Source organism: Neisseria weixii, assembly GCF_042658245.1.
Taxonomy (GTDB): Bacteria; Pseudomonadota; Gammaproteobacteria; order Burkholderiales; family Neisseriaceae; genus Neisseria; species Neisseria weixii.
On record NZ_JBHSPY010000030.1, the window covers coordinates 1 to 21,754 of the forward strand.

Here is a 21,754-nt window from a genome sequence, read left to right on the forward strand (position 1 = left end):
TTCGGGCTTGTTGCTGGAAGAAGCTGCTCATAAAAAAACGCCTCTGAATTCTTTAGGGGGAATTTAGGGGAGTTTTGGGGTTTTTGCAAAGGTCTCATCTTGTGTCAACGGTTTGCTGCGCGTGGGTGACGGCATGACATTCTCCTAACCAAACAATATAACTATATTGTGATTCTCCGATCATTTCCGCAAGCAGACAAACAAAGGCCGTCTGAAATTCAGACGGCCTTTGTTGATTGCACTTACCAGATATCCGATTTGACTTTACGTTTCAAACCCGGATGCTCCGACAATTTGAACTCAGGCTCTTTGCCCATTTTCAATTTGGCGGTGTAGTCTTTCAACAGCAGAAACACCAACGGCGACAACAACAAAATCGCAATTAGGTTAATCCATGCCATCGTACCCATTGCCATATCGGCCATGTCCCACACCAGCGGCACGCTCTGCACTGCGCCGAAATACACCATGCCCAGCACACCCATGCGGAACAGAGCCATAATCAGCCAGTTGCTCTTGATAAACTGCACGTTCGATTCCGCATACGCATAGTTGCCGATAATAGTCGAAAACGCGAATAAGAATAAAACAATTGCCAAAAAATCCGCCCCCCAGCCGCCGACCTGCTGCACAATCGCCACCTGAGTCAACTGCACACCGCTTAACCCATCACCGTGTATGCCCGATACCAGCACGATAAATGCCGTACACGAGCATACGATAATGGTATCAACAAACACGCCCAGCATCTGAATCATGCCTTGCGACACCGGGTGTTTCACCTCCGCCGCCGCGGCTGCATTCGGAGCCGAACCTTGGCCGGCTTCGTTGGAATACAGGCCGCGCTTGATGCCCATCATCATGGTTTGCGAAATCAGGCCGCCGAGCAAACCGCCACCCGCCGCATCGACTTTAAATGCATCAGCAAAAATCATACCGAATACTTGTGGAATCATGTTCAGGTTACTGAACACGATATACAGCGCCAACAGCAAATACAACACCGCCATCAGCGGCACAATCGCTTCAGCCAGCTTCGCCACGCGTCGGATGCCGCCGAAAATCACCGGCGCAGTGAGAATCACCAATGCCACGCCGGTGGCGTGTTTGTTCCAGCCCCAAGCTGCTTCGGTGGCCGCCACGATGGTATTGGATTGCACCGCTTCATACACGAAGCCGAAACAGAAAATCAAGCTCAAGGCAAACAACACCCCCAACCAGCGCTGACCCAAACCCTGCGTGATGTAATACGCCGGGCCGCCACGGAAATGATGATTGTCATAGTCGCGGATTTTAAACAGCTGTGCCAGCGACGATTCGGCAAAGGCCGAACTCATACCAATTAAAGCCACCAGCCACATCCAAAACACTGCACCCGCCCCCCCGACACTGATAGCAATCGCCACACCGGCAATATTGCCCACGCCCACACGGCTGGCCAAGCCGGTTACAAACGCTTGAAACGGGGTAATTCCGTGCGGATCGCTGCCTTGCTTGCGTCCGCCCAACATTTCTTTCACGCTGCGGCCAAACAACCTGAATTGCACGAAACCGGTCGCAACGGTAAAAAACAAACCCGCACCCAGCAATAAGAAAATCAAACCGTTCCACAGCGGGCCGTTGATAGCATTCACCCATTGGTGTAAAGATTCGGTCATAATCACCTTTCAAAATCAAAAAACGTTTCAGACGGCCTTTTGAATCAGGCTGCCTGAATTGCAGACAATTGTATCAGATTGTTGACATTTGTGTAAGCGACTGTTTAAACGGTTGTATTTACAGAAATGCCAACGTCTTTAATACTGCCGTATATCATCATTCACAAGAAAAGGCCGTCTGAAACGTTTCAGACGGCCTTGAAAACAATATTTTATTCCGGGCGCATTTGCGGGAACAAAATCACATCGCGGATGGTTTGTGCATCGGTTAGCAGCATCACCAAACGGTCGATGCCGATACCGCAACCGCCGGTCGGCGGCAAACCATATTCCATCGCGCGGATGTAGTCGGCATCATAATGCATAGCTTCGTCGTCACCGGCATCTTTTTGCGCCACTTGAGATTTGAAGCGGTTGGCTTGGTCTTCCGGATCGTTCAACTCGGAATAACCGTTGGCCAACTCACGGCCGACCACGAACAGCTCAAAACGCTCGGTCAAACCCGGTTTGCTGTCGGATGCGCGCGCCAATGGCGACACTTCTACCGGATAATCCACGATAAAGGTCGGGTTCCACAACTTGCTCTCGGCGCAACCTTCAAACAACGCCAATTGCAGGCTACCGATGCCCGGTGACGGCGGCAGGCTCTCGCCGTGTTTGACGATTTCTTTTTTCAGCCATTCGGCATCGTTCAACTGCTCGTCGGTGTAGTGCGGGTTGTATTTTTTAATTGCACCTAAAATCGTCAGACGCTCAAACGGGCTTTCCAAATCGACTTCTTTGCCGTTGTAGCTGATTTTGGCCGTACCGTTAACAGTAATCGATGCGCTGCGGATAATGTCTTCCGCCATCTGCATCATGCGCTCGTAATCGCAAAAAGCTTCGTAGAATTCAATCATGGTAAATTCGGGGTTGTGGCGCACCGACATACCTTCGTTGCGGAAGCTGCGGTTAATCTCAAACACGCGCTCCAAACCGCCGACCACCAAGCGTTTCAAATATAGTTCCGGTGCGATACGCAGATACAGCGGGATATCCAAGGCATTGTGGTGGGTGACAAACGGTTTGGCCGTGGCGCCGCCCGGAATAGGGTGCATCATCGGTGTTTCCACTTCCAAATATTGCTCGCCCACCATGAAATTACGGACCGCCTGGATAATTTGGCTGCGTTTAATGAAGGTTTGACGCGATTCTTCGTTGGCAATCAAATCGACATAACGCTGGCGGTATTTGGTTTCTTGGTCAGACAAGCCTTTGTGTTTGTCCGGCAGCGGGCGCAGCGATTTGCTCAGCAAGTGAATCGCCGATACGCGCACGGTCAATTCGCCGTGGTTGGTTTTGAACAAGATGCCTTCCGCGCCGACGATGTCGCCCATGTCCCAATGTTTGAAATCATCGTGCACTGCTTCGCCTACGCCTTGATTATTGATGTAAAGCTGGATTTGGCCGCTGGTATCTTGAATGGTGGCGAAGCTGGCTTTCCCCATCGCGCGCTTGAGCATCATGCGTCCGGCGATTTTTACCGGCACGGCTTGCGGATCAAGCTCTTCTTTGCTTAAGGCATCGTATTGATTGTGCAAATCGGCGGCAAAGCTGTCGCGTTTGAAGTTGTTGGGATAGGCATTGCGTACTTTGCGGATATCGTTGAGTTTTTCGCGGCGCAAGGCCATGATTTGGTTTTCGTCAAGTTGCTGCTCGACAGACGGATTGTGCTGTTCGCTCATGGTGTTTTCCAAAAATAAAGACAGGCCGCGGATTCAGACGGCCTTTTGAGAAGATCAATAAAAATTGCGCATATTTTACGCCAAACGGCTTGTTTTATCTAGTAAAGGCCGTCTGAAAATCAAATCTCTTACGGCCTATCCAACAGGCGTAAAAAAACCTGCTTATTGCTAAGCAGGTTTTTTTGTATCTGGTGGGTCGTGAAGGATTCGAACCTTCGACCAACGGATTAAAAGTCCGCTGCTCTACCGACTGAGCTAACGACCCGACAAGCTGTGTATTATAGTAGCGCGATTTATATCTGTCAAGCCTTTCTGGCCATTTTCTTATCATTATTCATAATTAAAAAAGGCCGAGACTTTTGCAAAACCCTTGTTAAATCTCATACAAAGTAACCATACTTACCAAGTATTCTAATACTGAACTGCACCCCAAAAGTCGGACACCCCCGCCAACTTTAAAAGATGCAGTTTTCTTATGTTCAAATATAACCTACACTTCAAATACCGGGCCGTACTCCATTACCACCAGGTGCACAGCCAACAGCGCACCGCAGAGCACTTCAACGTCTCACGCACCCACCTGCGCCGTTGGACAGCCGCTATGCTGCGGTTCGCGCTCATTTTAAAGAAAGATGAATTGGCTGCCTTAACTTTTGTTATCGGTGCCGTCAAAGCGTGGAATCGTATCTGTGTGGCGTTTCAATCTGACGCAGGCAGTACCGATAAATTGATGGGGTTGAACAAAGCAGATTTGGCTTAAATCATAAAAAAAACCGTCTGAAAACAAGCAATTTCAAACGGTTTTTTGATAATGAATAGAATTTAAATTTAGGAAAAAACTACGGATTAACTTGTCGACCATTATCAATAAAAACTAGCGTTTTCTCAACATCATATGCATGAATGGCTGAACTAAATACCGCCATTCTTCTAGAAAGTTTTTTTAATTCATCGCTTTGAAAAAATGCACTCATCGCTTGACGGTCGGTAAAGCCCAAAATCAACGCCCCGTGAAACTGCACTTCCGGTGCATTATCATGTTCCACATTAGGTGAATTCCATTGACTTTGCTGCCATGGACTATATGCTGCGGTACGCAATTCTTTCAATTTCCCCATATTCGCCAAACTTGGTGCTAATTCTTGTGATAAATTGTTGAAATTCATGTTCGCTGATATTGGGCCGTTTGCGAATAAAGACCATACTTCGAGCGTTTACAGCATCATTGCGGTTTGCCACACGATACCATTTGGAATTTTCAGGAGCTGCCGCATACAAAATGGTGCGTTTAAATAAATTCACTTCGTTAGCCTGCGCCAACTGACTTTGCTTTTCGCCTTGAACAGAAAAATGACCTTTTAAAGTAACATCTGCTATCCCATCAATTTTTCTTTCATCGGGGATATGGGTTTCCACGCCATCAATGGCTTGCCACATACCTGTATTGCGTTCTGTAAAATGAATTTGACGATACTCTTTCAAATCTGGATTGGCAGAAATAATTCGAGCATGCTGCCCTTGCCAACGCTGCATACTATCTTGACGCGGTTTATCGGTACGCATCCACAATAAAACGGATGATGATAAATTTTTTTCAACCGGCACAGCAGTTTGCACAGGTATTACAGACACCGTTTAAGCTTGACTATTTATGTTTAATGTCAAACCCAACAACAATGCGGCTAATTTTGTTATGGTATTTTTATTCATCGTATTTTAAATTCAAAAAATAAATTGTTAATTAAGTGTTGATTTGTATTTTCAGGCAGCCTGAAACAAATTGAACTCAACTCCGACCCGTGCTCAGCCCAGCCTTGCCATTCGCCCAAACCGCTTTCAGCAACACTTTCCACGGCGACAATTCAGGATCAGGCTGTTTCCCTTGCCCGATTAACGCCATTTGCTCCATATACCAATCCATTTCCAACACCGCACCGACTTTATTATCAACCACTTTGCAACCCGTTTTAATGCGTTCCGTGGTAATGGTGCGATACGTTCCGTTTTGAATTTGTTTCGGCAAATCAGGCATTAACGCCAACGGACGCGCCACACCCACCAAATCCAAATGTCCGCTATTCAACGCCTCATTCATAGCAGATTCCGAACGGAAACCGCCCGTAATAATCAGCGGCACTTGGCTGACGGCACGCGCTTTTTCGGCATAATCCAAGAAAAACGCCTCGCGTTTTTGTGTGCTGGCTTTGGCGGTTAGCATTTCGGGGCTTTCATAATTTCCACCTGAAATTTCAATAAAATCAATACCTAATTCCGACATTTTTTGCACGACTTGAATACTGTCGCTTTCATCAAAACCGCCTTTTTGGAAATCGGCAGAATTTAATTTCAAACCCACCAAAAATTCAGGCTGAACCACCGCCCGAATGGCATGGTAAATCTCCACCAAAAAACACATACGGTTTTCCAAACTGCCGCCCCATTTATCCGTACGGCGATTGTGGTGTGGCGACAAAAATTGGCTAATCAAATAACCGTGCGCCCCATGAATTTGCACGCCTGAAAACCCTGCTTTTTCAGCTATTTGCGCGGTGTGGGCAAATTGGCGAATTAACATCTCAATTTCATTGTCCGCCAATTTGCGTGGCGGATTGATAAAGCCGTCCATGCCTTGCAATGCCACCGCACTCGGCGCGACAGGCTTGGCATTCACCACTTTGGGCGATTGCTTGCCCGCGTGATTGATTTGCATAATGAGCAAAGTGTCGTTTTGCGTGCCTGCTTTTGCCCATGCTTTGAGCGTGTCCATGCTACGCTCGTCCGACAACACCACGTCATTGATAGAACCTTTGCCGTTGTCGGCCACCATCACATTGCCCGTAACCAATACGCCCGCGCCGCCTTTGGCCCATTTGTCGTACAGGCGAACCAGTTGCGCAGTGGGCTGATTGTGTTTGGCAAGCTGCTCTTCCATGGCGGATTTAAAGAAACGGTTTTTGGCGGTTTTGCCGTTTTTAAAAGTAAAATGTTGAAATAACATAAAAATATCCTAAATTAAATTTGATAAAACTACCGTTTATTGCATGGTAACCACAATTTTTCCGCGTGTGCGTCCGCGTTCCAATTCATCAAATGCTTGATTGATTTGTTCAAACGGATAAACGGATTGTGTATAAGGTTTGATGTGTCCCTGTTCAATCAACCGGGCAATTTGGGCAAGCTGTTTGCCATTGGCTTGCATAAACAAAAATTGATAATCCACTTTTTTTCTGCAACTCGCGCAACGAACGCCACGGCTCAAAAAATACATCGCCAGTTGCAAAAATACATTTAAGCCTGCTTTTTTCGCATAAGCTGGCGTGGGTGGCCCTGAAATAGAAATCAAACGACCGCCTTTTTTCATAACTTTCAATGAATTAAGCAATGTTTTCTTATCCAAACTATTGAGCACCACATCATAATCTTTTAATTCATCAGTAAAATTTTGTTTTTTATAATCAATAACAACATCTGCGCCCAAATTTTTCACAAAATCCGCATTTGCCGTGCTGGCCGTGGTTGCCACAAATGCCCCCAAATATTTGGCAAGCTGAATAGCGATTGTGCCGACACCGCCCGCCCCCGCATGAATAAAGGCTTTTTGACCTGCTTTCACTTGCGCGATTTCCACCAACGCTTGCCAAGCCGTTAAAGCCACAAGCGGTAAACCTGCCGCGTCTGCCATCGGCAAATTACTGGGCTTTTTCGCCACATCATCTTGATGAATGGAGATTTTTTCGGCAAACGCGCCAATTCTGCCATCGCGCGGGCGGGCAAACACTTCATCGCCCACTGCCAATTGACGCACATTTTTGCCCACCGCAATCACTTTGCCTGCCACATCATGCCCCAAAATCAAGGGGAATGAATACGGCACAAGCATTTTAAATTCGCCACTTTTAATGCGTAAATCCAAGTGGTTCAATCCTGCGGCGCACACCTCCACCAATACATCGTCATCATTCATAACAGGTTCGGACATTTCGCCTAAAATCGCAGGGGCTTTCTGATATTGCTTAATAAAATAGGATTTCATGAAGATTAGGCTCTCAAGTTCATAAGTTTAAAAATTTAAATGAAAAATGTAAAAACTTAAGGTTCAATGCAACCGTCTGCCACAAAAGATGCCATCAAGCGTTGAAAGCGTTCGCCGGCTTGTTGCAGAGTGGCGGCGTAATAGCGTTCTTTGCCGTGTTGCTCCACCGCCACCAAACCCGCGTCCAACATAATTTTCAGATGATGCGACACCGCAGGGCGCGACAAATGCAGGCGTTCGGTCAAATCATTAACATTCAGGCTGCCGTGTTCAAACAGAATATGCAAAATCATCAAGCGGTTTTCATCGCTGAGCACGGTGAATGTGGGGATACATTCCCGCAAAATATCAACGGTTTTTTGGCTCATTTCGATCCATGCGTTTAAGAATTTAAACTTTATTATAAGTTGATGTTGATGGGAAAGCCAAGGCTGATATAAACGGCAAAAACGGCTTGAAGCATGCTTCAGGCCGCCCGAAAAAAAATGAACTGTCCCCCAATACTTGAACAAGTTAAAAAACTTTCTCAAACAGCCTTTTCAAGCCGGGTTCTTTAAGCCGCAGGACTCAGCTTTTTTGAGTTTAAACCAATCCGTTCATGATTATAATAACGTATATAATCATCCATCACTCCAGCCAATTCTGCCACCGATAACGCACCTTTCTGATAGAAGCTCTCTTCTTTTAATGTACCGAAGAAACCCTCCATCGGTGCATTGTCCCGGCGTGCCTTTGCGCGACATGCTTTGCACCATCCCTTTCCCAGCCGGTTTCGCCCGATAAGCATTAGTGCGGTAAAGCACACCCCGATCGGAATGCGGCAGCGGCGTTTGCCCTTTCAGACGGCCTTTGTGGATTAGTGGTGAATGGAAGTTACCGGCTGCCATAGTGATGGGAGCCTCAAGAATTTGTTTCAATGCTTGTGATTTAATAATCGCCTCAAGCCAATGCGGAATCTCCGCAATTTGACTGCTCGCATTATCGTACCGCTTTTTGCTACTTTCTACACAATCCTGCCATAGTGCATTTCATTTTCTTTCAAACGTTGAATATCCCGCAACGGCGGTTCGCCAAAAAAGCGGGCATATTCCCGGTTAAATTGGGTTGGGCTTTCATAGCCCACTGCAAGGCTTGCGGTGGTGGCGTCCATATTTTCTTTGAACATCAAACGGCGGGCGTGTTGTAGCCGAATTTGTTTTTGATATTGCAACGGGCTTGTGCCTGTGATTTTGCGAAAATGCTGGCGAAACACCGATCCGCTCATAAAAACCTGTTTGGCTAACTCGTCCATATTCAACTTTTCTGCATAATGCTCGTTAAAATAGGCAATAATTTTGGCGATACTTTGCTCTACCGTGCCGTTGGTAAACAGTTTTCTCAACATTGCCTTATGCGGGCTTGCCAGCAAACGCAGGGCAATTTCTCGCTGAATAAGCGGAGCTAAATGCGGTTGTAATTTGGGCTGTTCGAGCAATTTTACCAAGCGAAAAATCGCATCAAGCAGATCGTCATCAGCCGAAAACACCGATAAGCTATCAGAAAGGGCGGAAAGGTTGGTTTGCCACTGCGTTTGCTCATCTAGCTCTCGCAACATCATCACATCTAACTCAATTCGCAAGCTAAGATAAGGCTTGGCGCTTGTAGCATTCAATACATTTGAGACTACTGGCAATTCCACTGTAGTTAACGCTGTTTGCCCTTGATGAAGTTCCATCACCGTATTGCCAAAATTCAAATGTTGCGCACCTTGCACCACTAAAAACAGGCTTAGCGGATAAATGCACGGCATCGGATTTGTACTGTGATTTCGGCGGCATAAATTAAGCGTTGGAATGCTCGTTGGCGAAAAACTGCCATCAGGCTGGGTAAATTTCTTAATCAATTCGGCAAGTTTTTGATATTTTTCATTATTCATCGTTTTTTCTCACAAAAATCATTTTAGGCAATAATTTACCCTATTTAGGCAAATAATCAAGCGAATGGCTTTCTATAATGTCGCAACAAAACACAAACGAGGAACAAAAATGAGTAACAACATTATTTATTCAAGCGACACCGCTTTTGCACAAGATGTCTTGCAATCTGAATTGCCTGTTTTAGTGGATTTTTATGCGGACTGGTGTCCGCCGTGCCAGATGATCGCCCCGTCACTTGATGCTCTCGCGGAGGAATTTCACGGCAAGGCGAAAATCGTCAAAATCAATGTCGATAAAAACCCACAACTGGCAATGCAATATGATGTGCGTTCGATCCCAACCTTGATGACGTTCAAACAAGGTAAAAACATTCAACGTATGGCAGGGGCAATGCCGAAATCACAACTTGCGGGTTTAATCAACCAAATACTGGTTGAGTAAGTACGACAAGCGGTCGGTTTTGCGATTTTTTTTGCTCAACCGACCGCTTGCAATGCCTTATTTTCCTGAAAAGTAAAAAATGAAAACCTTAAAAAATCTCAACGAAGTCAATGGGTTTATCAAGCAAAATCCACTTGCGGTTTTATATATTTCCGCCCCGAACTGCGGCGTTTGCACCGTGATGAAAGCCAAAATTGCGGACATTACCGCACAATTTGAGCCAGTAAACGTTGGCACGGTAAGCATTGCAGATGCCCCCGATCTTGCCAGTGCCTACCACATTTTAACCGCCCCAGCCGTGCTGATTTTTGCCAATGGTAAAGAAATTTGGCGGGGGGCGAGGTTTATCGATATGCAAACAATGGGGCAAATGCTTACGCAATATGCCGATCAATATCAACAATTTATCAACGAAAACGAATAGGAAAGACCAATGAAAAAATTTACCAATCACAAATTATTAGTTGTCGGCGGCACAAGTGGGATCGGTTTTGAAATCGCCAAATTAGTGCTGGAACAAGGCGGAAAAGCGGTTATCGTGGGCAATCGTCCAGAAAAAGCCGAAAAAGCCCGCTTGCAACTTGCCGAACGGTTTGGAGCAGAAAATATCGCCGCTTTAACCGCCAATTTATTGGATATGGCAAGCGTGAATGCCTTGATTGAGCAACTTAATACGCACCATTCTGATATTGATTTAATGGTCAATTCGGCGGGCGTTTATTTTCCAAATAGTTTTTTAGACACGGACGAAAAATCCTATGACGGCTATTTGAATTTGAACAAAGCGATTTTCTTCATCACCCAAGCGGTAACAAAATCGATGATCGCACAGAAAACAGCAGGCTCGATTGTCAATATCACGGCAGCCCTTTCCCATTTGCCGTTAAAATCCACGCCAATGACTGCCTATTCAATGGCAAAATTAGGCTTAGAAGCAATGACGAAAAACCTTGCGGCGGAACTCGCGGAATATGGCATTCGGGTAAATGCGTTGCCGATAGGTTTGGTTGAAACCAACATTTTTGAGCGTTTTGCAAGCAAAGAGCAAGTTGAATCCACCTTAGCCAATATGGCAAAACTGCACGCTCTCGGCCGCAATGGCTTACCGCACGAAGTGGCAGAAACCGCCACATTTTTGCTTTCTGAGCAAGCCTCGTGGGTAACAGGGGCGATCTGGACGGTGGACGGTGGTGCAACAGCTCGCCGTGATGATGCTTAATTATAAGGAAGAAACAATGATCACACTCTACTCTCTCAAACAATCCCGTTCGCAACGCATTGTTTGGCTTTTGGCTGAATTAGGCGTGCCTTTTGAGGTAAAAAGTTTCGAGCGAGAACCCGTTACTCGCCTTGCCCCGCCTATTTTTAAAACGCTTCACCCACTCGGCAAAGCGCCGGTTTTGGCTGATAATGATTTCGTGCTGGCAGAAAGTGCGGCGATCGTGGAATATCTGATCGCAAAATATGGCAACGGGCAATTAACGCCAAGCAAAGATACGCCCGATTATTACCGCTACTTGCAATGGCTGCACTATGCTGAAGGCTCAATAATGCCTGCGATTGTGCAAAAAATGTTGGCGACTGATGGCGCAAAATTAGATCATTTCAACAGCCAAGTGGCGTTGCATTTAGACTATGTAGAACAACATTTGCGTGATCGAAAATGGTTCTGCGGTGAGCAACTCACTGGGGCGGATATTATGATGAGTTTCCCACTTCAAGTGGCAATGTTTTTGTTGCCAGAGGAAACCTACCCAAACATCGCGCGTTTTGTAGAGCAGGTGGAACATCACCCAAGTTACCGAAAAGCGATTGAAAAAGTCGGTCATCTCGATCTTCATCTTCTCTAATCACAAGCGGTCAATTTCGACCGCTTTTTTACAAAGGAATAACAATGCCACTTCTTGAAAAAGGTCAATGGCGGGCCGACCTCAATTCGCTTGCCGAAATGGATAATTTCCCTACCCAAATCACGGCAGAATCGCACCGCTATCATTTTTACTACGCCTACGGCTGCCCCTTTGCTCACCGTGCAAATTTGGTGATCCATTATTTGGATTTACATCACGAGATTTCATCATCAAGCACCGCCCCAGAAATGCTCGATCAAGGCTGGACGTTTAACAAACAGTATCCCGATTCGCTCTTTCACAGCGCTTTTTTGCGGGATATTTATCTCAAAGCCAAGCCCGATTATTCGGGGCGGGTGAGCCTGCCCGTGTTATGGGATAAACACGCCCAAACCATCGCTTGCAATGATTCAGCGGAAATGGCATTGCACTTAGCCACAGAATGGCAAGATTTCGTCAAAAATCCCGCAACCCTTGTGCCAGAAGCGTTGAAAGAAGAGATTTCGCGTTTGAATGAATGGCTAAATCAGCAAATCACGTTGAAAGTGTACCAAGTCGGGCTGGCAAATTCGCAACAAAAATATGAAAAACAGCTCGCTAAATTGTTTGAAAATCTTGAAACATTAGATGATCGCCTTGCTCAAACACGCTATTTATTTGGCGAAACGATCACGCTTTCTGATTTTTTCTTGTTTCCCACCCTAATCCGTTTTGAAAGCGTGTATGCGGATTTATATAAATGCAATTTGAAGCCGTTGAGCGAATTTAAGCATTTATACCGTTATATGATCGATCTCTATCAACAGCCTGCTATTCAAGCCACCGTGGATATTCCCTACACCAAGCGGTTCTATTATTTTTCACAACCGCATCTCAATCCAACCCGCCTTGTGCCTGTTGGCCCAAACCTTAAATGGCGATAAAACAGCCGGCCGTCTGAAGCTTCAGACGGCCTTTGTGGATTAGTGATGAATGGAAGTTACCGGCTGCCGTATTGATGGAAGCCTCAAATGTGTTTTAATGGCTCGACAACCCCCTCAAGCCAATGTGGGAAATTTCTCCGTAATCTGACCGCTTGCAGTGCCGCAAGCGGCGGTGTTCCTACCTGCTTTGCAACCACTGCGCCACATCGGCGAGTTCTTTTTCATCAAGCGTATGCCCAATCGGATAGGTGTAAAAATCCACGTCAAAGCCGTGGGTTTTTAAAAGATTGACCGCAGATTCCGCTAAATCGGGCGGAATGGGGACATCTTGCCTGCCGTGGGCGAAGAGCAGCGGTAATTTTTTATCAAAACAGTTTGTTAAGGTATCGGCAATCGGCAGGTAGCCCGACAGACACACTGCTGCGCCCAATGTATCGGGGTAAGTCAATGCGGACAACACCGCCAATGCGCCGCCCTGTGAGAATCCGCCGATAAAAATATTTTCAGCTCCGATGCCTTGGCTGATTTGTTCCTCAACCAGACTGTGGATATAGGTTTTGGCTTGCAGCAGCCCTGCTTCGTCCTGATTCCGAACAAAGCTGCCTTTGGGCAGATCAAACCAGGCGGTGGTGGTCCGGCCGTCTGCCCAAGTGACTTTTTGCTTGGGCGCGGTGGGCAGGATAATCCGCCAATTATCCCCCAGGCTGTTCAGCAGGAAATGTCCGGCCGGGGCGAACTGCCTGCCTGAAAGTGTCAGTCCGTGGATGAGAATCAGGCATTTGCCGGCGTTGTTTTTGCCCAGCGCAACCGGTGGTTCAGACGGCATAAAGCGTGCGGCGGCCATTATCCGCACCCGTCAATGCCGCAGGCGGCACCGGTTAGGTTTCCGCTTTGCTGTTCTTGATAAACTTGGTTTAAAAGCTTAAGCAGGCTGTCCGCCGGCATTGCGCCGGAAGCGGTGGTTTTGCCGTCGAATACGAAAAACGGTACGCCCTGCACACCGGCGGCTGCCGCTTCGTTTTCATCTTTTTTGACCGCTTGCACAAAATCACCACAAGCGAGCATTTGCTTGGCTTCATCACCGTTTAAGCCGACATCTGCGGCAAATTCCGCCAAATTGTCCCGGTCTGCCAATTCCGCATTATCGGTAAAATAGGCCCGCATCAGTCGCTCGTGCATTTCCTGCCCTTTGCCCAGGCTGTCCGCCCATTTTGCCAAGCGGTGCGCATCGAAAGTATTGGTGTTTTTCACCGCCCGATAATTCATCTCAAGCCCCGCCCGCGCTGCCGTCTTTTCAATATGGGCAATCATTTCCAACGCACCTTGCGGCGGTTTGCCGTATTTTTTCTCAATGCGCTGCTGAGTAGTGTTGACCGCCGTTTTGCCGGCGTGGGGGTAAAGCTCGAATGCCTTGAATTCAACCTGCACTTCATCAGCGCGGGCAAATTGTGCCAGCGCGTGTTCCAGATGGCGTTTGCCGATGTAGCAGTAAGGGCAGGCATAGTCCGACCAGATTTGTATTTTCATTAAAACACTCCGATTTAAGGTTTAAAAAAGACAGTGCCGGTATTATAATTGGGTATGTTTTAAAAAAACAGTACGCAACTTACCGTAACATACCCACCCAAAGGAAAGTGTAAATGCTCAACGCCCCCGATTACAAAGCAATTGAAACGCTGGAAGAAACCGGTTTCGGCTATGCTTTATCGCTGATCAGCGGTAAATACAAGATGGTGATTTTATTCTGGCTGCACCGCAATCCGCCCAATATGCGGTTTAACGAATTGCAGCGCAGAATCGGCAAAATCTCGGTGAAAACATTAAGCCAGTCTTTAAAAGAACTGGAAACCGACGGATTGATTGTCCGCACCGAATATCCGCAGATTCCGCCCAAAGTGGAATACAGCCTGTCGGACAAAGGCCTGTCACTCATTCCGGTTTTAGACAGCCTGTGCGAATGGGGAGAGGCAAACCGCTAGGCAGGCCGTCTGAAACCCTTTGCCGATTTTTAATAAAAAAACACCGCTTGAACTTCAAGCCGAACGGTGTTTTTTTTAATTCTTTACCCACGCCAAAAATTCATCATCAATCCGCCGCCAAACAGTCGGAATTTTATTCAGCCTCGCTTTCACTGACTGATTGTCAGACAAACCAAAGGCGTGGCCGATTTCGGTTAATGAAACAAGCGGTCGTTTTTCAAGGAAATTCTGCAATACGGTTTCATTTGAAACGGGGCGGCGGGGCATAATCAGGCCGTCTGAAATCTGATTGGTTTTTCAGGCAAAAACACATCACGCGTATTTGGGGGATTTTGCAAAAACATATCCAAAATATTTAAAAAACAAAAAATTAAATCCAAAGTTGGTAAAATAGTTTATAAGTATATTTATACGGGCTATAGGGCAGTGAAATTCTGTCAAAACAATATGCAAAGGGTATATTTAAGAGGGTAAGGAATTATGGAATCGGCAATAGATAAACATACGGGTAAAATTATTGATGCAGAGCAGTTGTGGGAACTGGATTTTGTGGACTCATATGGCTATTTGTGCAGAGGATGCCATATTCAGGTTACCCCTTGTTCTTTTCGGGCGGAAAACAAAAAGCGTCCATATTTCAGTGCAAAATTAGGGCATAAACCCGATTGTGATGTAGAAGGTGATGCCGAAATCGTGAAAAAAGCAAAAAAACAGCGTATTTCTACTGATAGAGGTTTTCCGGCAAGCTTCCCTAACAGGCTTTTATTGAAAGACACACGTGAAGTAACCTCCTCAACTGAGGCCCCTGCGGCAATTTCTGCCTACCGGACGCGGGCAGGCCGTACGGAGGGAACGGATACGGTGAAAAGAACCCGTACTTGGGCGGCACAGACTATCCGTTCTATTTGCCGTGTGTTTTTAAATTATCCTTATGATCGGGATTTGCCTTTGAGCATACCTGACATTAACGGAAAGACGTATCAGGAAATTTTTTGGCGTTTGAGTAATAAAGGCATTGTACAGTATAAGGAACCGCACATTTTTTATGCCCCCATCAGTTGGCACAAACTCAATCAGACAGAGGCTTACCTTGAAATTCAAACCGGTTGCGGCAGATGGGAAAACAGCAAACTGATTGAATCTTATCAAATAAGGGTGAATTGGAAAGATTGGCGTGCTAAAAAGCGCAGTGTTGTTCTACAGGAAATAGAGGCTGCACGTTTGGAATGTATTCAAGCTCGGGGCAGTAAGAGAAAAGGTTGGTTGTTTTTTATCGGTACACAGGATAAAGGGAATCCGGGGGTATTTTATGTAACCGATCACCGGCTTATCTGCTGCATTGTAGATGAGATGATTTATCCGCCCGGACAGTGATGATAAAAAATTTCAGTTTTTATTCTATTGTCAACTTTACCTGAACATCTTTTCGTCCAAGTGCTTGTTTCAGCTGGTCGGGATTATTGATTTTGCCGATGCGGGTATAACGGTAGGAACTTGTAAAACACTCATAAAACACTACCAGTGTGCCGCCTTGGTAGAGCATTATATCTCCGGTTTGAATATACCCTGCTGTTTGGTCTTGGCGTGGCAATGCGTTGGGTAAGGCAGCGAATTTTTCATTATTTAAATGATCCCTCATTGTCAAATCAAGTGGCAGCAATTCTGCAAAGGCTTGGGCGGTAGGGTTGTTTTCAAGCTGTATATCAAAGGTTTGCCCGTTTGCGGTAAAGTAGGCGGTTTGATGAGCATCATTCATTTCTGACTCCTGTATATGGGGTTTTTGTGTGCTTTGAACTTGTGGTTTTAACGGTGTATTTCCTACCGGAAAAGTTACCGCTGGAAATAGCAGCAACGGCAATAGCAGGTGTTTTATCATTTTGCCTGTCAATTTACATTTTAATTACTTTGATGGTTACACCGGCGGCATTTCAGTATCCTTAACCGGATTTACCGAATTGGCATCATAAATGCCGCCTGAAGTTTTTTAACGTCTTTTTTAGACAGCGTTATTGCAATTTTGCTTTAAAAAACTGCTCAAACTTATCGTAAGGAATTTTACCTGCTTTGTTGTCGTACAAATCAGTGTGGCTCGCGTCCGGCACGATATAAAGCTCTTTGTCGGGGCTACCCGATGACAGATACGCATCTTCACTGAAATAGCGGCTGTGGGCGCGTTCGCCGTGTACGATTAAGGCCGGCGTGCGCATTTCTGCAGCGTATTGCAGGATCGGCATATTGATAAGTCCGAGCATTGCCGTGGTTGCCCACGAACCGTCAGGGTTGGAATTGACCGCCCGTGGGTGAAAGCCTCTTTCGGTGGTGTAAAAATCAGAATATTCCTTGATAAACTGTGGGGTATCCGCTTTAAAATCTTTGGCGCGCAGGTTATTGGCAGGCGACAGTTCGGCATAACTTGTTTGTGATGCGGGGGTACGGGCGTTGTTCATTGCCTGTTTCATAGCATAGCGTGCATCGGCGTCGTTGCTATCATTGTAGCCATAGGCAATTACACGGGTCATATCATACATAGTACTGGTTGCCACTGCTTTTATACGCGGATCCGCAATGGCGGCGTTTAAGGCAAATCCGCCCCAGCCGCAAATCCCCAAAATCCCGATGTTATTTTTATCCACATTGTCCAAATTACTCAGAAAATCCACCGCGGCGCTAAAATCCTCGGTATAAATTTCAGGGCTTGCCATATTACGCGGAAGGCCGGAACTTTCCCCTGTGTAGGATCCGTCAAACGCCAGTGTTACAAAGCCCCGCTCCGCCAAAGTCTGCGCATACAGGCCGGCGGACTGCTCTTTGACCGCTCCGAACGGCCCTGATACGGCAATGGCAGGCAGTTTGCCCGAACCAGTTTTCAAGGCCTTTTGGGGCAGATACAAATCGCCTGCCAGCACAATGCCGAAGCGGTTTTTAAAGGTAACTTTGCGATGCTCCGCCTTATCCGATTTCGGAAAAACCTTATCCCATTCTTGGGTCAGTTTTATGGTTTGGGCAGGCACACTGATTTCTTGAGCGGATTGGGGAATAGGTTTTGCCATAGTAGTTGCTCCTAAAAAGATTGTGGGTAACAGTAAAACGGTGATTAAGTTTTTCATTTTCATCGTGGTTTACCTTAAATCAAATTATCAATGGCGACATTATACAAAATCAACTTTAAGATGATAATCACGCATTTTTTTGTTAGACTATCAATTTTAAATTGATAATAATCACCAATGCCTAAAATCAATTACAACAGTTTGTTTGCCTTTTTGGTGGTCGCCCAAGAGAAAAATTTTGCCCAAGCCTCTGCCAAATTAGGCGTATCGCCTCAAGCCTTATCCCAAACCATCAAAGTGTTGGAACAGCAGTTGGAGTTGCAACTGCTTAACCGTACTACACGTACCGTTTCACTCACCCAAGCCGGCAATGTGTTATTTAGTGAACTTCAAAACGGCTTTGAACACATTCAAGACGGCATCGGAAAACTTGCTCACTTGAAAGATACACCGTCTGGTAAAGTGCGTATCAATGCCAGTTTACAGGCCATAGATAAGATTTTTTTGCCCAAACTCAAACAAATCCGCCATCAATATCCGCAAATTGAGTTCGAACTGATTAACGACAACCGTTTTGTGGATATTGTGACCGAAGGATTTGATGCAGGAGTGCGGTTAGGGAGTGATGTCGGTGATGAGATGATTGCGGTGAAAATCAGCCAAGAACTGCAAATGGCATTGGTCGCCTCGCCTGACTATGTTGACAAACACGGTTTTGTGCAACATCTTGATGAACTTCGTCAGCATTGGTGTATTGGCTATCAAATGAAAAACGGTAAGGTTTATGCGTGGCAGTTTGATAACAACGGCGTACCGTTTTACCACACACCGGATGCCCGTTTGCAAGTGTGTGACAGCTATGCCGAAACTAGCGCAGCTAAAGAAGGATTAGGTTTAGCTTATGTGCCGCTTGATTTGGTGGCGGACGATTTAACCAATGGCAGACTTATCCGTATGCTTATCACCCAAAGCCAAACTTTGCCTGCATTGTATCTGTATTACCCCCACCGCAATATCTCACCCGCATTAAGGGCGGTGGTGGAAGTATTGAAGGTTTAATATCAGGCCATCTGAAAAAACCTTGCAAATTTTTGACAAAAAAACACCGCTTGTATTGTTGCAAGCGGTGTTTTTTCGGGAAAGTTTTACAATGCCGCTACGGTAAAACGCCGGTGCAGATGGGCTTTTTGTTCCACATCATCAGCGATGGCAATTGCCAAATCCGCTACGCTGATACCGGCGGGCGTGTCGCCGTCCATCAGTAATTCTTCGCCGCCCAAACGGTAAGAGCCGGTGCGTTCTTCGCTAAAGCCGGCCTCTGCGCCGAGCATTGCCGGCGGGGAAATAAATGCCCAGTTCAGATCTCGGCGATCACGCAGATCATTCAGCAGATTGCGGGCAGCGTTTGCGCCGTCATAAATTTCTTTCGGGAAATCCGGTGTGTCGATCACTTGCAGATTTGGGGCAACATACAAGCTGCCTGCACCACCGACCACCAGCAAATATGGCACTTCAGCGGCTTTTGCCGCTTCTACAATAGCTTTCGCCCCACGAGTGAAATCTGCACCGATATTCGGATTATTCCAGCCCGGGTTGAATGCACTTACTACTGCGTCAAAGCTTTGCAACTGTTCGGCAAATTTTGCATTTTCCACATCAAAAGCGACCGCTTGTACATTGTCTGCTTGTTGCACTTTGCCTGCATTGCGGGCAAATGCGGTTACTTGGCAGCCACGGTTTGCCAATTCTTTAACAACGGCAGAGCCGACATAGCCGGTTGCGCCAATTACGGCAAATTTTTTCATTTTGTGCTCCTTAAAAAGTGAAAATTAAAACATCGAACGGCCGCTTTCGGTTTTTTCCGGTATGGCTTGAATAACGTCCCAATGCTCAACAATTTTGCCGTTATCATCGAAGCGGAAAATATCCACTACCGCTTCGCCGCGATCGTTCTCATCAATGGTACTGTGGACGTGCAACATCACCAAATCACCTTCCGCTACCACCCGTTTGATTTCTGCTTTTGATTTCGGGTGTGTTTTTAAAAACGGCTCGAACGCCTCAATAAATGCCTGCCCGCCGTCTTTAACGCTTGGATTGTGTTGCAAATACTCAGCGCCAATATATTTTGCAGTCGCTTCTTTTACTTTGTGCTGGTTAAATGCCATTTCGTAAAATTCTAGGGCATTTTGTTTATTTTGCTCCGGCGTGGTTGATGCCATTGCTGAAAGAGTAGTAAATAGTGCTGTTGTTGCTAAAAGTAATTTTTTCATTGGATTTCCTTAAATATTGAATATTTAGTTGATGTGGCGTAGTATAGTTTTATAAATTACTTTTTGTAAGTACTTACAAAATAGTAAGTTTGAAAATAATTTTTAACTAATTGATTTTTAAGGATTTAAATTTATGGAAGATTTCAATAGAGGTTATGTGCTTTCTAAAAACTGTCCAAGCCGGGCAGTTTTAAACCACTTGACCAGCCGTTGGGGAACATTGGTGATGATTGTGTTGCGGCAAGGAACCAAACGCTTTTCGGAAATCCGACGGGAAATTGAGGGTGTGAGCGAGCGGATGCTGACCGAAACGTTGAAACAGTTGGAGCAGGACGGAATGCTGGTCCGTAAATCGTTCGATACCGTACCGCCTCACGTAGAATATACACTCACCGATTACGGTATGCAGGCTGCCGAGAAAATCCATCATTTGGTTGATTGGCTAGAAGAAAATTTAGACGGAATTTTGGCACAAAAGGCCGTCTGAAAAATTTTTGCAAAAATTGGGAGAAAAACCACCGCCTGTATTGCTGCAAGCGGTGGTTTTTTTAGAAATATCTGCGGATATGTTCTTCGAAATCCTTTAAGTCCCGTCCGATTTGCGGATTTTTAACCACGTCGAAACAGGCGAAGGTCGGCAGTTTCTCCATCGCAAAAAAGCGGAAATTGCAATGGACGGGGAAAAACAGATCGTCCAACCCTTTGCCTTGGAACAAGTATTCGTCAGGGTTGCCGAAAGCGTTTTCCGGCGCATTAAAGGTGGCGGACAGCATATATTTTTTGCCGTGCATTTTCCCGCCCGTGCCGTAGCCGGCGGCAGGATTGTCGCGGTGTCTGCCGTCGGTATCGCACAAAATGCCGCCCATACCTGCGGTGAAGACATCGTCCATATATTTTTTGGCAGACCACGGAATCATCATCCAGTTGGACGGGAACTGGAAAATCACCGCATCCGCCTATTGCCATTTGGCCAACTCGTCTTCCACGCTGTAACCGTTTACCCGGCTGCGGCGGACGGCGCAGCCTTTACCGGTCAAAACTTTTTCGGCGATGTCAATCAAAGTTCCGGTTAATTCGCCTTTGGAAAAATCATAAGGCTGGTGGCCGTTGATAATCAAAATATTCGGCATGATATGCTCCTGTTTCCGGTAATTGAATTTTAACTTTTACTGATTACCATCGGGTATGCGGCATAATGCCTCCCTGTTTCGGTCATTGCATTCTGATCGGCGGAGGTTATTCTGTCCGACGTTTCAACACGGAGGCCGCATAACAACGCCGGCTTTTTGGCGCATAAGCGTAAGGCCGGTAACAGGATTTTCCGAATCAGCTCCCGTCTGAACAAACAACCGGACGGTTACGGAGGATGTAGCGGTGCAGTAACTTCAGGAAGTTTTTTCTGAGCCTTCTGCCGGCTTTCGGGTGGCGGCCGGTCTTTTTTTGCAGCTGATGCCGTATCGCTTTAATGCTTTGTGTATGGCGTATGGGAACAGCCAAAGCGTTGCGCTCTTTCACAGCAATAGGCATCAGGATAACGCCCGACATCTTCGAGCAGTGCTTGGGCGCTGATTTTGCGGGTTTTGCGTTGCCTTGGAGGGACTTGGGGAGCCGGAGGGCGTCTCCAAAGCGTGATGGTGGAGAATGGCGGTGCCGGATTCTTTTGCGGCTCTGCGAACCGTCCTTGACGGAGTTTTTTGAGTACGGGTTGTTTGAAGTCTTCTGAACAGGCTATGGCGGGATTTATCGGATAATATGTTTAAAAAATAAAAAGAATGCACAATGAACCGAATCACGGATCATAGCGATTCTGTCTTTATGACTCCCCCCATTAAAGTTTGTTTGTTTTGTTAAATATATTAAAACCCATTATCACTATAAATATGCCGTAAATTTAAGATACAGAATTC

28 protein-coding genes and 1 tRNA gene are annotated in these 21,754 nt (G+C 46.2%); 10 read left to right on the forward strand and 19 right to left on the reverse strand.

Annotated features, from left to right (window positions below; translation table 11 throughout):
* Nucleotides 1–242: 242 nt before the first annotated feature.
* From ACFPVS_RS11210 to ACFPVS_RS11220, 3 genes are all read right to left on the reverse strand, one after another.
* Entirely contained in the window at nucleotides 243–1,658 is a 1,416-nt protein-coding gene (locus tag ACFPVS_RS11210) for an alanine/glycine:cation symporter family protein (protein ID WP_123804901.1), read from the reverse strand.
* 212 nt (nucleotides 1,659–1,870) lie between these two features.
* On the reverse strand, nucleotides 1,871–3,382 hold the full coding sequence (gene lysS / locus ACFPVS_RS11215; protein ID WP_096296051.1) for a lysine--tRNA ligase: 1,512 nt from the start codon (nucleotides 3,380–3,382) through the stop codon (nucleotides 1,871–1,873).
* 189 nt (nucleotides 3,383–3,571) lie between these two features.
* Nucleotides 3,572–3,647 (reverse strand) — tRNA-Lys (locus ACFPVS_RS11220).
* A 210-nt stretch (nucleotides 3,648–3,857) separates the two neighbouring features.
* On the opposite strand from ACFPVS_RS11220, the gene ACFPVS_RS11225 reads away from it, so the two are divergent.
* Nucleotides 3,858–4,142 (forward strand): helix-turn-helix domain-containing protein, encoded by a 285-nt coding sequence (locus ACFPVS_RS11225; protein ID WP_157742673.1) that lies wholly within the window; start codon nucleotides 3,858–3,860, stop codon nucleotides 4,140–4,142.
* Nucleotides 4,143–4,221: 79 nt separating this feature from the next.
* Here ACFPVS_RS11225 and ACFPVS_RS11230 read toward each other — a convergent pair whose 3' ends face one another.
* From ACFPVS_RS11230 to ACFPVS_RS11260, 7 genes are all read right to left on the reverse strand, one after another.
* On the reverse strand, nucleotides 4,222–4,500 hold the full coding sequence (locus ACFPVS_RS11230) for a hypothetical protein (RefSeq protein WP_378595778.1): 279 nt from the start codon (nucleotides 4,498–4,500) through the stop codon (nucleotides 4,222–4,224).
* Nucleotides 4,463–5,014 carry a hypothetical protein gene (locus ACFPVS_RS11235; protein ID WP_378595779.1) on the reverse strand — a complete coding sequence of 184 codons (552 nt, stop codon included), beginning with the start codon at nucleotides 5,012–5,014 and terminating at the stop codon, nucleotides 4,463–4,465. Before ACFPVS_RS11235 ends, ACFPVS_RS11230 begins: the two co-directional genes overlap by 38 nt.
* Nucleotides 5,015–5,168: 154 nt before the next feature.
* Nucleotides 5,169–6,380 carry an NADH:flavin oxidoreductase/NADH oxidase family protein gene (locus tag ACFPVS_RS11240; RefSeq protein WP_096294431.1) on the reverse strand — a complete coding sequence of 404 codons (1,212 nt, stop codon included), beginning with the start codon at nucleotides 6,378–6,380 and terminating at the stop codon, nucleotides 5,169–5,171.
* Nucleotides 6,381–6,416: 36 nt separating this feature from the next.
* On the reverse strand, nucleotides 6,417–7,361 hold the full coding sequence (locus ACFPVS_RS11245; RefSeq protein WP_378595780.1) for an NADP-dependent oxidoreductase: 945 nt from the start codon (nucleotides 7,359–7,361) through the stop codon (nucleotides 6,417–6,419).
* A gap of 110 nt (nucleotides 7,362–7,471) precedes the next feature.
* Nucleotides 7,472–7,783 carry an ArsR/SmtB family transcription factor gene (locus tag ACFPVS_RS11250; RefSeq protein ID WP_096294430.1) on the reverse strand — a complete coding sequence of 104 codons (312 nt, stop codon included), beginning with the start codon at nucleotides 7,781–7,783 and terminating at the stop codon, nucleotides 7,472–7,474.
* 185 nt (nucleotides 7,784–7,968) lie between these two features.
* Nucleotides 7,969–8,202, reverse strand: a complete 234-nt coding sequence (locus ACFPVS_RS11255; protein WP_096294429.1) for an IS3 family transposase — start codon at nucleotides 8,200–8,202, stop codon at nucleotides 7,969–7,971.
* 216 nt (nucleotides 8,203–8,418) lie between these two features.
* Complete coding sequence (locus tag ACFPVS_RS11260; protein WP_096294428.1) at nucleotides 8,419–9,330, reverse strand: AraC family transcriptional regulator; 912 nt, start codon at nucleotides 9,328–9,330, stop codon at nucleotides 8,419–8,421.
* A 64-nt stretch (nucleotides 9,331–9,394) separates the two neighbouring features.
* Between ACFPVS_RS11260 and trxA the strand changes: the two genes are divergently transcribed.
* The 5 genes from trxA to ACFPVS_RS11285 all read left to right on the forward strand — a co-directional run bounded on the left by trxA (nucleotide 9,395) and on the right by ACFPVS_RS11285 (nucleotide 12,545).
* Nucleotides 9,395–9,772: a thioredoxin gene (gene trxA / locus ACFPVS_RS11265; protein WP_378595781.1), complete on the forward strand. Its 378-nt coding sequence runs from the start codon at nucleotides 9,395–9,397 to the stop codon at nucleotides 9,770–9,772.
* A 79-nt stretch (nucleotides 9,773–9,851) separates the two neighbouring features.
* Nucleotides 9,852–10,196, forward strand: a complete 345-nt coding sequence (locus ACFPVS_RS11270; protein WP_378595782.1) for a thioredoxin family protein — start codon at nucleotides 9,852–9,854, stop codon at nucleotides 10,194–10,196.
* Between the two features lie 9 nt (nucleotides 10,197–10,205).
* On the forward strand, nucleotides 10,206–10,991 hold the full coding sequence (locus ACFPVS_RS11275; protein ID WP_096294426.1) for an SDR family NAD(P)-dependent oxidoreductase: 786 nt from the start codon (nucleotides 10,206–10,208) through the stop codon (nucleotides 10,989–10,991).
* Between the two features lie 16 nt (nucleotides 10,992–11,007).
* The gene (locus tag ACFPVS_RS11280) at nucleotides 11,008–11,622 is read left to right on the forward strand and encodes a glutathione S-transferase family protein (RefSeq protein WP_096294425.1); all 615 of its coding nucleotides are present in this window, start codon (nucleotides 11,008–11,010) and stop codon (nucleotides 11,620–11,622) included.
* A gap of 44 nt (nucleotides 11,623–11,666) precedes the next feature.
* Entirely contained in the window at nucleotides 11,667–12,545 is an 879-nt protein-coding gene (locus ACFPVS_RS11285; protein WP_378595783.1) for a glutathione S-transferase C-terminal domain-containing protein, read from the forward strand.
* A gap of 178 nt (nucleotides 12,546–12,723) precedes the next feature.
* Here ACFPVS_RS11285 and ACFPVS_RS11290 read toward each other — a convergent pair whose 3' ends face one another.
* Nucleotides 12,724–13,389: an alpha/beta hydrolase gene (locus ACFPVS_RS11290; RefSeq protein WP_096294422.1), complete on the reverse strand. Its 666-nt coding sequence runs from the start codon at nucleotides 13,387–13,389 to the stop codon at nucleotides 12,724–12,726.
* A complete protein-coding gene (locus ACFPVS_RS11295) occupies nucleotides 13,389–14,072 on the reverse strand; it encodes a DsbA family oxidoreductase (protein WP_096294421.1) in 684 nt (227 codons plus the stop codon). The genes ACFPVS_RS11290 and ACFPVS_RS11295 overlap by 1 nt, the downstream gene beginning before the upstream one ends.
* Before the next feature lie 113 nt (nucleotides 14,073–14,185).
* On the opposite strand from ACFPVS_RS11295, the gene ACFPVS_RS11300 reads away from it, so the two are divergent.
* Both ACFPVS_RS11300 and ACFPVS_RS11305 read left to right on the forward strand, forming a co-directional pair.
* On the forward strand, nucleotides 14,186–14,524 hold the full coding sequence (locus ACFPVS_RS11300; protein ID WP_096294420.1) for a winged helix-turn-helix transcriptional regulator: 339 nt from the start codon (nucleotides 14,186–14,188) through the stop codon (nucleotides 14,522–14,524).
* A gap of 480 nt (nucleotides 14,525–15,004) precedes the next feature.
* Complete coding sequence (locus ACFPVS_RS11305) at nucleotides 15,005–15,898, forward strand: hypothetical protein (RefSeq protein ID WP_378595784.1); 894 nt, start codon at nucleotides 15,005–15,007, stop codon at nucleotides 15,896–15,898.
* A gap of 19 nt (nucleotides 15,899–15,917) precedes the next feature.
* On the opposite strand, the gene ACFPVS_RS11310 is transcribed toward ACFPVS_RS11305, so the two are convergent.
* Both ACFPVS_RS11310 and ACFPVS_RS11315 read right to left on the reverse strand, forming a co-directional pair.
* The gene (locus ACFPVS_RS11310) at nucleotides 15,918–16,280 is read right to left on the reverse strand and encodes a cyclophilin-like fold protein (RefSeq protein WP_096296050.1); all 363 of its coding nucleotides are present in this window, start codon (nucleotides 16,278–16,280) and stop codon (nucleotides 15,918–15,920) included.
* A gap of 250 nt (nucleotides 16,281–16,530) precedes the next feature.
* The gene (locus ACFPVS_RS11315) at nucleotides 16,531–17,574 is read right to left on the reverse strand and encodes an alpha/beta hydrolase (protein ID WP_232507464.1); all 1,044 of its coding nucleotides are present in this window, start codon (nucleotides 17,572–17,574) and stop codon (nucleotides 16,531–16,533) included.
* Between the two features lie 177 nt (nucleotides 17,575–17,751).
* Between ACFPVS_RS11315 and ACFPVS_RS11320 the strand changes: the two genes are divergently transcribed.
* Complete coding sequence (locus tag ACFPVS_RS11320; RefSeq protein WP_096294416.1) at nucleotides 17,752–18,633, forward strand: LysR substrate-binding domain-containing protein; 882 nt, start codon at nucleotides 17,752–17,754, stop codon at nucleotides 18,631–18,633.
* 86 nt (nucleotides 18,634–18,719) lie between these two features.
* Here ACFPVS_RS11320 and ACFPVS_RS11325 read toward each other — a convergent pair whose 3' ends face one another.
* Nucleotides 18,720–19,379: an NAD(P)-dependent oxidoreductase gene (locus ACFPVS_RS11325; RefSeq protein WP_096294415.1), complete on the reverse strand. Its 660-nt coding sequence runs from the start codon at nucleotides 19,377–19,379 to the stop codon at nucleotides 18,720–18,722.
* Between the two features lie 24 nt (nucleotides 19,380–19,403).
* Nucleotides 19,404–19,847 carry a nuclear transport factor 2 family protein gene (locus tag ACFPVS_RS11330; protein ID WP_096294414.1) on the reverse strand — a complete coding sequence of 148 codons (444 nt, stop codon included), beginning with the start codon at nucleotides 19,845–19,847 and terminating at the stop codon, nucleotides 19,404–19,406.
* Between the two features lie 133 nt (nucleotides 19,848–19,980).
* On the opposite strand from ACFPVS_RS11330, the gene ACFPVS_RS11335 reads away from it, so the two are divergent.
* Nucleotides 19,981–20,334, forward strand: a complete 354-nt coding sequence (locus tag ACFPVS_RS11335; RefSeq protein WP_096294413.1) for a winged helix-turn-helix transcriptional regulator — start codon at nucleotides 19,981–19,983, stop codon at nucleotides 20,332–20,334.
* A 61-nt stretch (nucleotides 20,335–20,395) separates the two neighbouring features.
* Here ACFPVS_RS11335 and ACFPVS_RS11340 read toward each other — a convergent pair whose 3' ends face one another.
* The 3 genes from ACFPVS_RS11340 to ACFPVS_RS11350 form a co-directional block, all read right to left on the reverse strand.
* A complete protein-coding gene (locus ACFPVS_RS11340) occupies nucleotides 20,396–20,794 on the reverse strand; it encodes an NAD(P)H-dependent oxidoreductase (RefSeq protein WP_233572228.1) in 399 nt (132 codons plus the stop codon).
* Between the two features lie 9 nt (nucleotides 20,795–20,803).
* Nucleotides 20,804–20,977, reverse strand: a complete 174-nt coding sequence (locus tag ACFPVS_RS11345) for a hypothetical protein (protein WP_232507463.1) — start codon at nucleotides 20,975–20,977, stop codon at nucleotides 20,804–20,806.
* A 332-nt stretch (nucleotides 20,978–21,309) separates the two neighbouring features.
* Nucleotides 21,310–21,591: an IS630 transposase-related protein gene (locus tag ACFPVS_RS11350; protein ID WP_157742792.1), complete on the reverse strand. Its 282-nt coding sequence runs from the start codon at nucleotides 21,589–21,591 to the stop codon at nucleotides 21,310–21,312.
* Between the last annotated feature and the right edge of the window lie 163 nt (nucleotides 21,592–21,754).

Bases quoted from the DNA above. Each gene is read 5' to 3' on its own strand.
- ACFPVS_RS11210 (WP_123804901.1), bottom strand. From the start codon at position 1,658: ATGACCGAATCTTTACACCAATGGGTGAATGCTATCAACGGCCCGCTG.
- lysS (WP_096296051.1), bottom strand. From the start codon at position 3,382: ATGAGCGAACAGCACAATCCGTCTGTCGAGCAGCAACTTGACGAAAAC.
- ACFPVS_RS11225 (WP_157742673.1), top strand. From the start codon at position 3,858: ATGTTCAAATATAACCTACACTTCAAATACCGGGCCGTACTCCATTAC.
- ACFPVS_RS11230 (WP_378595778.1), bottom strand. From the start codon at position 4,500: ATGGGGAAATTGAAAGAATTGCGTACCGCAGCATATAGTCCATGGCAG.
- ACFPVS_RS11240 (WP_096294431.1), bottom strand. From the start codon at position 6,380: ATGTTATTTCAACATTTTACTTTTAAAAACGGCAAAACCGCCAAAAAC.
- ACFPVS_RS11245 (WP_378595780.1), bottom strand. From the start codon at position 7,361: ATGTCCGAACCTGTTATGAATGATGACGATGTATTGGTGGAGGTGTGC.
- ACFPVS_RS11250 (WP_096294430.1), bottom strand. From the start codon at position 7,783: ATGAGCCAAAAAACCGTTGATATTTTGCGGGAATGTATCCCCACATTC.
- ACFPVS_RS11255 (WP_096294429.1), bottom strand. From the start codon at position 8,202: ATGCTTATCGGGCGAAACCGGCTGGGAAAGGGATGGTGCAAAGCATGT.
- ACFPVS_RS11260 (WP_096294428.1), bottom strand. From the start codon at position 9,330: ATGAATAATGAAAAATATCAAAAACTTGCCGAATTGATTAAGAAATTT.
- trxA (WP_378595781.1), top strand. From the start codon at position 9,395: ATGGCTTTCTATAATGTCGCAACAAAACACAAACGAGGAACAAAAATG.
- ACFPVS_RS11270 (WP_378595782.1), top strand. From the start codon at position 9,852: ATGAAAACCTTAAAAAATCTCAACGAAGTCAATGGGTTTATCAAGCAA.
- ACFPVS_RS11275 (WP_096294426.1), top strand. From the start codon at position 10,206: ATGAAAAAATTTACCAATCACAAATTATTAGTTGTCGGCGGCACAAGT.
- ACFPVS_RS11280 (WP_096294425.1), top strand. From the start codon at position 11,008: ATGATCACACTCTACTCTCTCAAACAATCCCGTTCGCAACGCATTGTT.
- ACFPVS_RS11285 (WP_378595783.1), top strand. From the start codon at position 11,667: ATGCCACTTCTTGAAAAAGGTCAATGGCGGGCCGACCTCAATTCGCTT.
- ACFPVS_RS11290 (WP_096294422.1), bottom strand. From the start codon at position 13,389: ATGGCCGCCGCACGCTTTATGCCGTCTGAACCACCGGTTGCGCTGGGC.
- ACFPVS_RS11295 (WP_096294421.1), bottom strand. From the start codon at position 14,072: ATGAAAATACAAATCTGGTCGGACTATGCCTGCCCTTACTGCTACATC.
- ACFPVS_RS11300 (WP_096294420.1), top strand. From the start codon at position 14,186: ATGCTCAACGCCCCCGATTACAAAGCAATTGAAACGCTGGAAGAAACC.
- ACFPVS_RS11305 (WP_378595784.1), top strand. From the start codon at position 15,005: ATGGAATCGGCAATAGATAAACATACGGGTAAAATTATTGATGCAGAG.
- ACFPVS_RS11310 (WP_096296050.1), bottom strand. From the start codon at position 16,280: ATGAATGATGCTCATCAAACCGCCTACTTTACCGCAAACGGGCAAACC.
- ACFPVS_RS11315 (WP_232507464.1), bottom strand. From the start codon at position 17,574: ATGGCAAAACCTATTCCCCAATCCGCTCAAGAAATCAGTGTGCCTGCC.
- ACFPVS_RS11320 (WP_096294416.1), top strand. From the start codon at position 17,752: ATGCCTAAAATCAATTACAACAGTTTGTTTGCCTTTTTGGTGGTCGCC.
- ACFPVS_RS11325 (WP_096294415.1), bottom strand. From the start codon at position 19,379: ATGAAAAAATTTGCCGTAATTGGCGCAACCGGCTATGTCGGCTCTGCC.
- ACFPVS_RS11330 (WP_096294414.1), bottom strand. From the start codon at position 19,847: ATGAAAAAATTACTTTTAGCAACAACAGCACTATTTACTACTCTTTCA.
- ACFPVS_RS11335 (WP_096294413.1), top strand. From the start codon at position 19,981: ATGGAAGATTTCAATAGAGGTTATGTGCTTTCTAAAAACTGTCCAAGC.
- ACFPVS_RS11345 (WP_232507463.1), bottom strand. From the start codon at position 20,977: ATGCCGAATATTTTGATTATCAACGGCCACCAGCCTTATGATTTTTCC.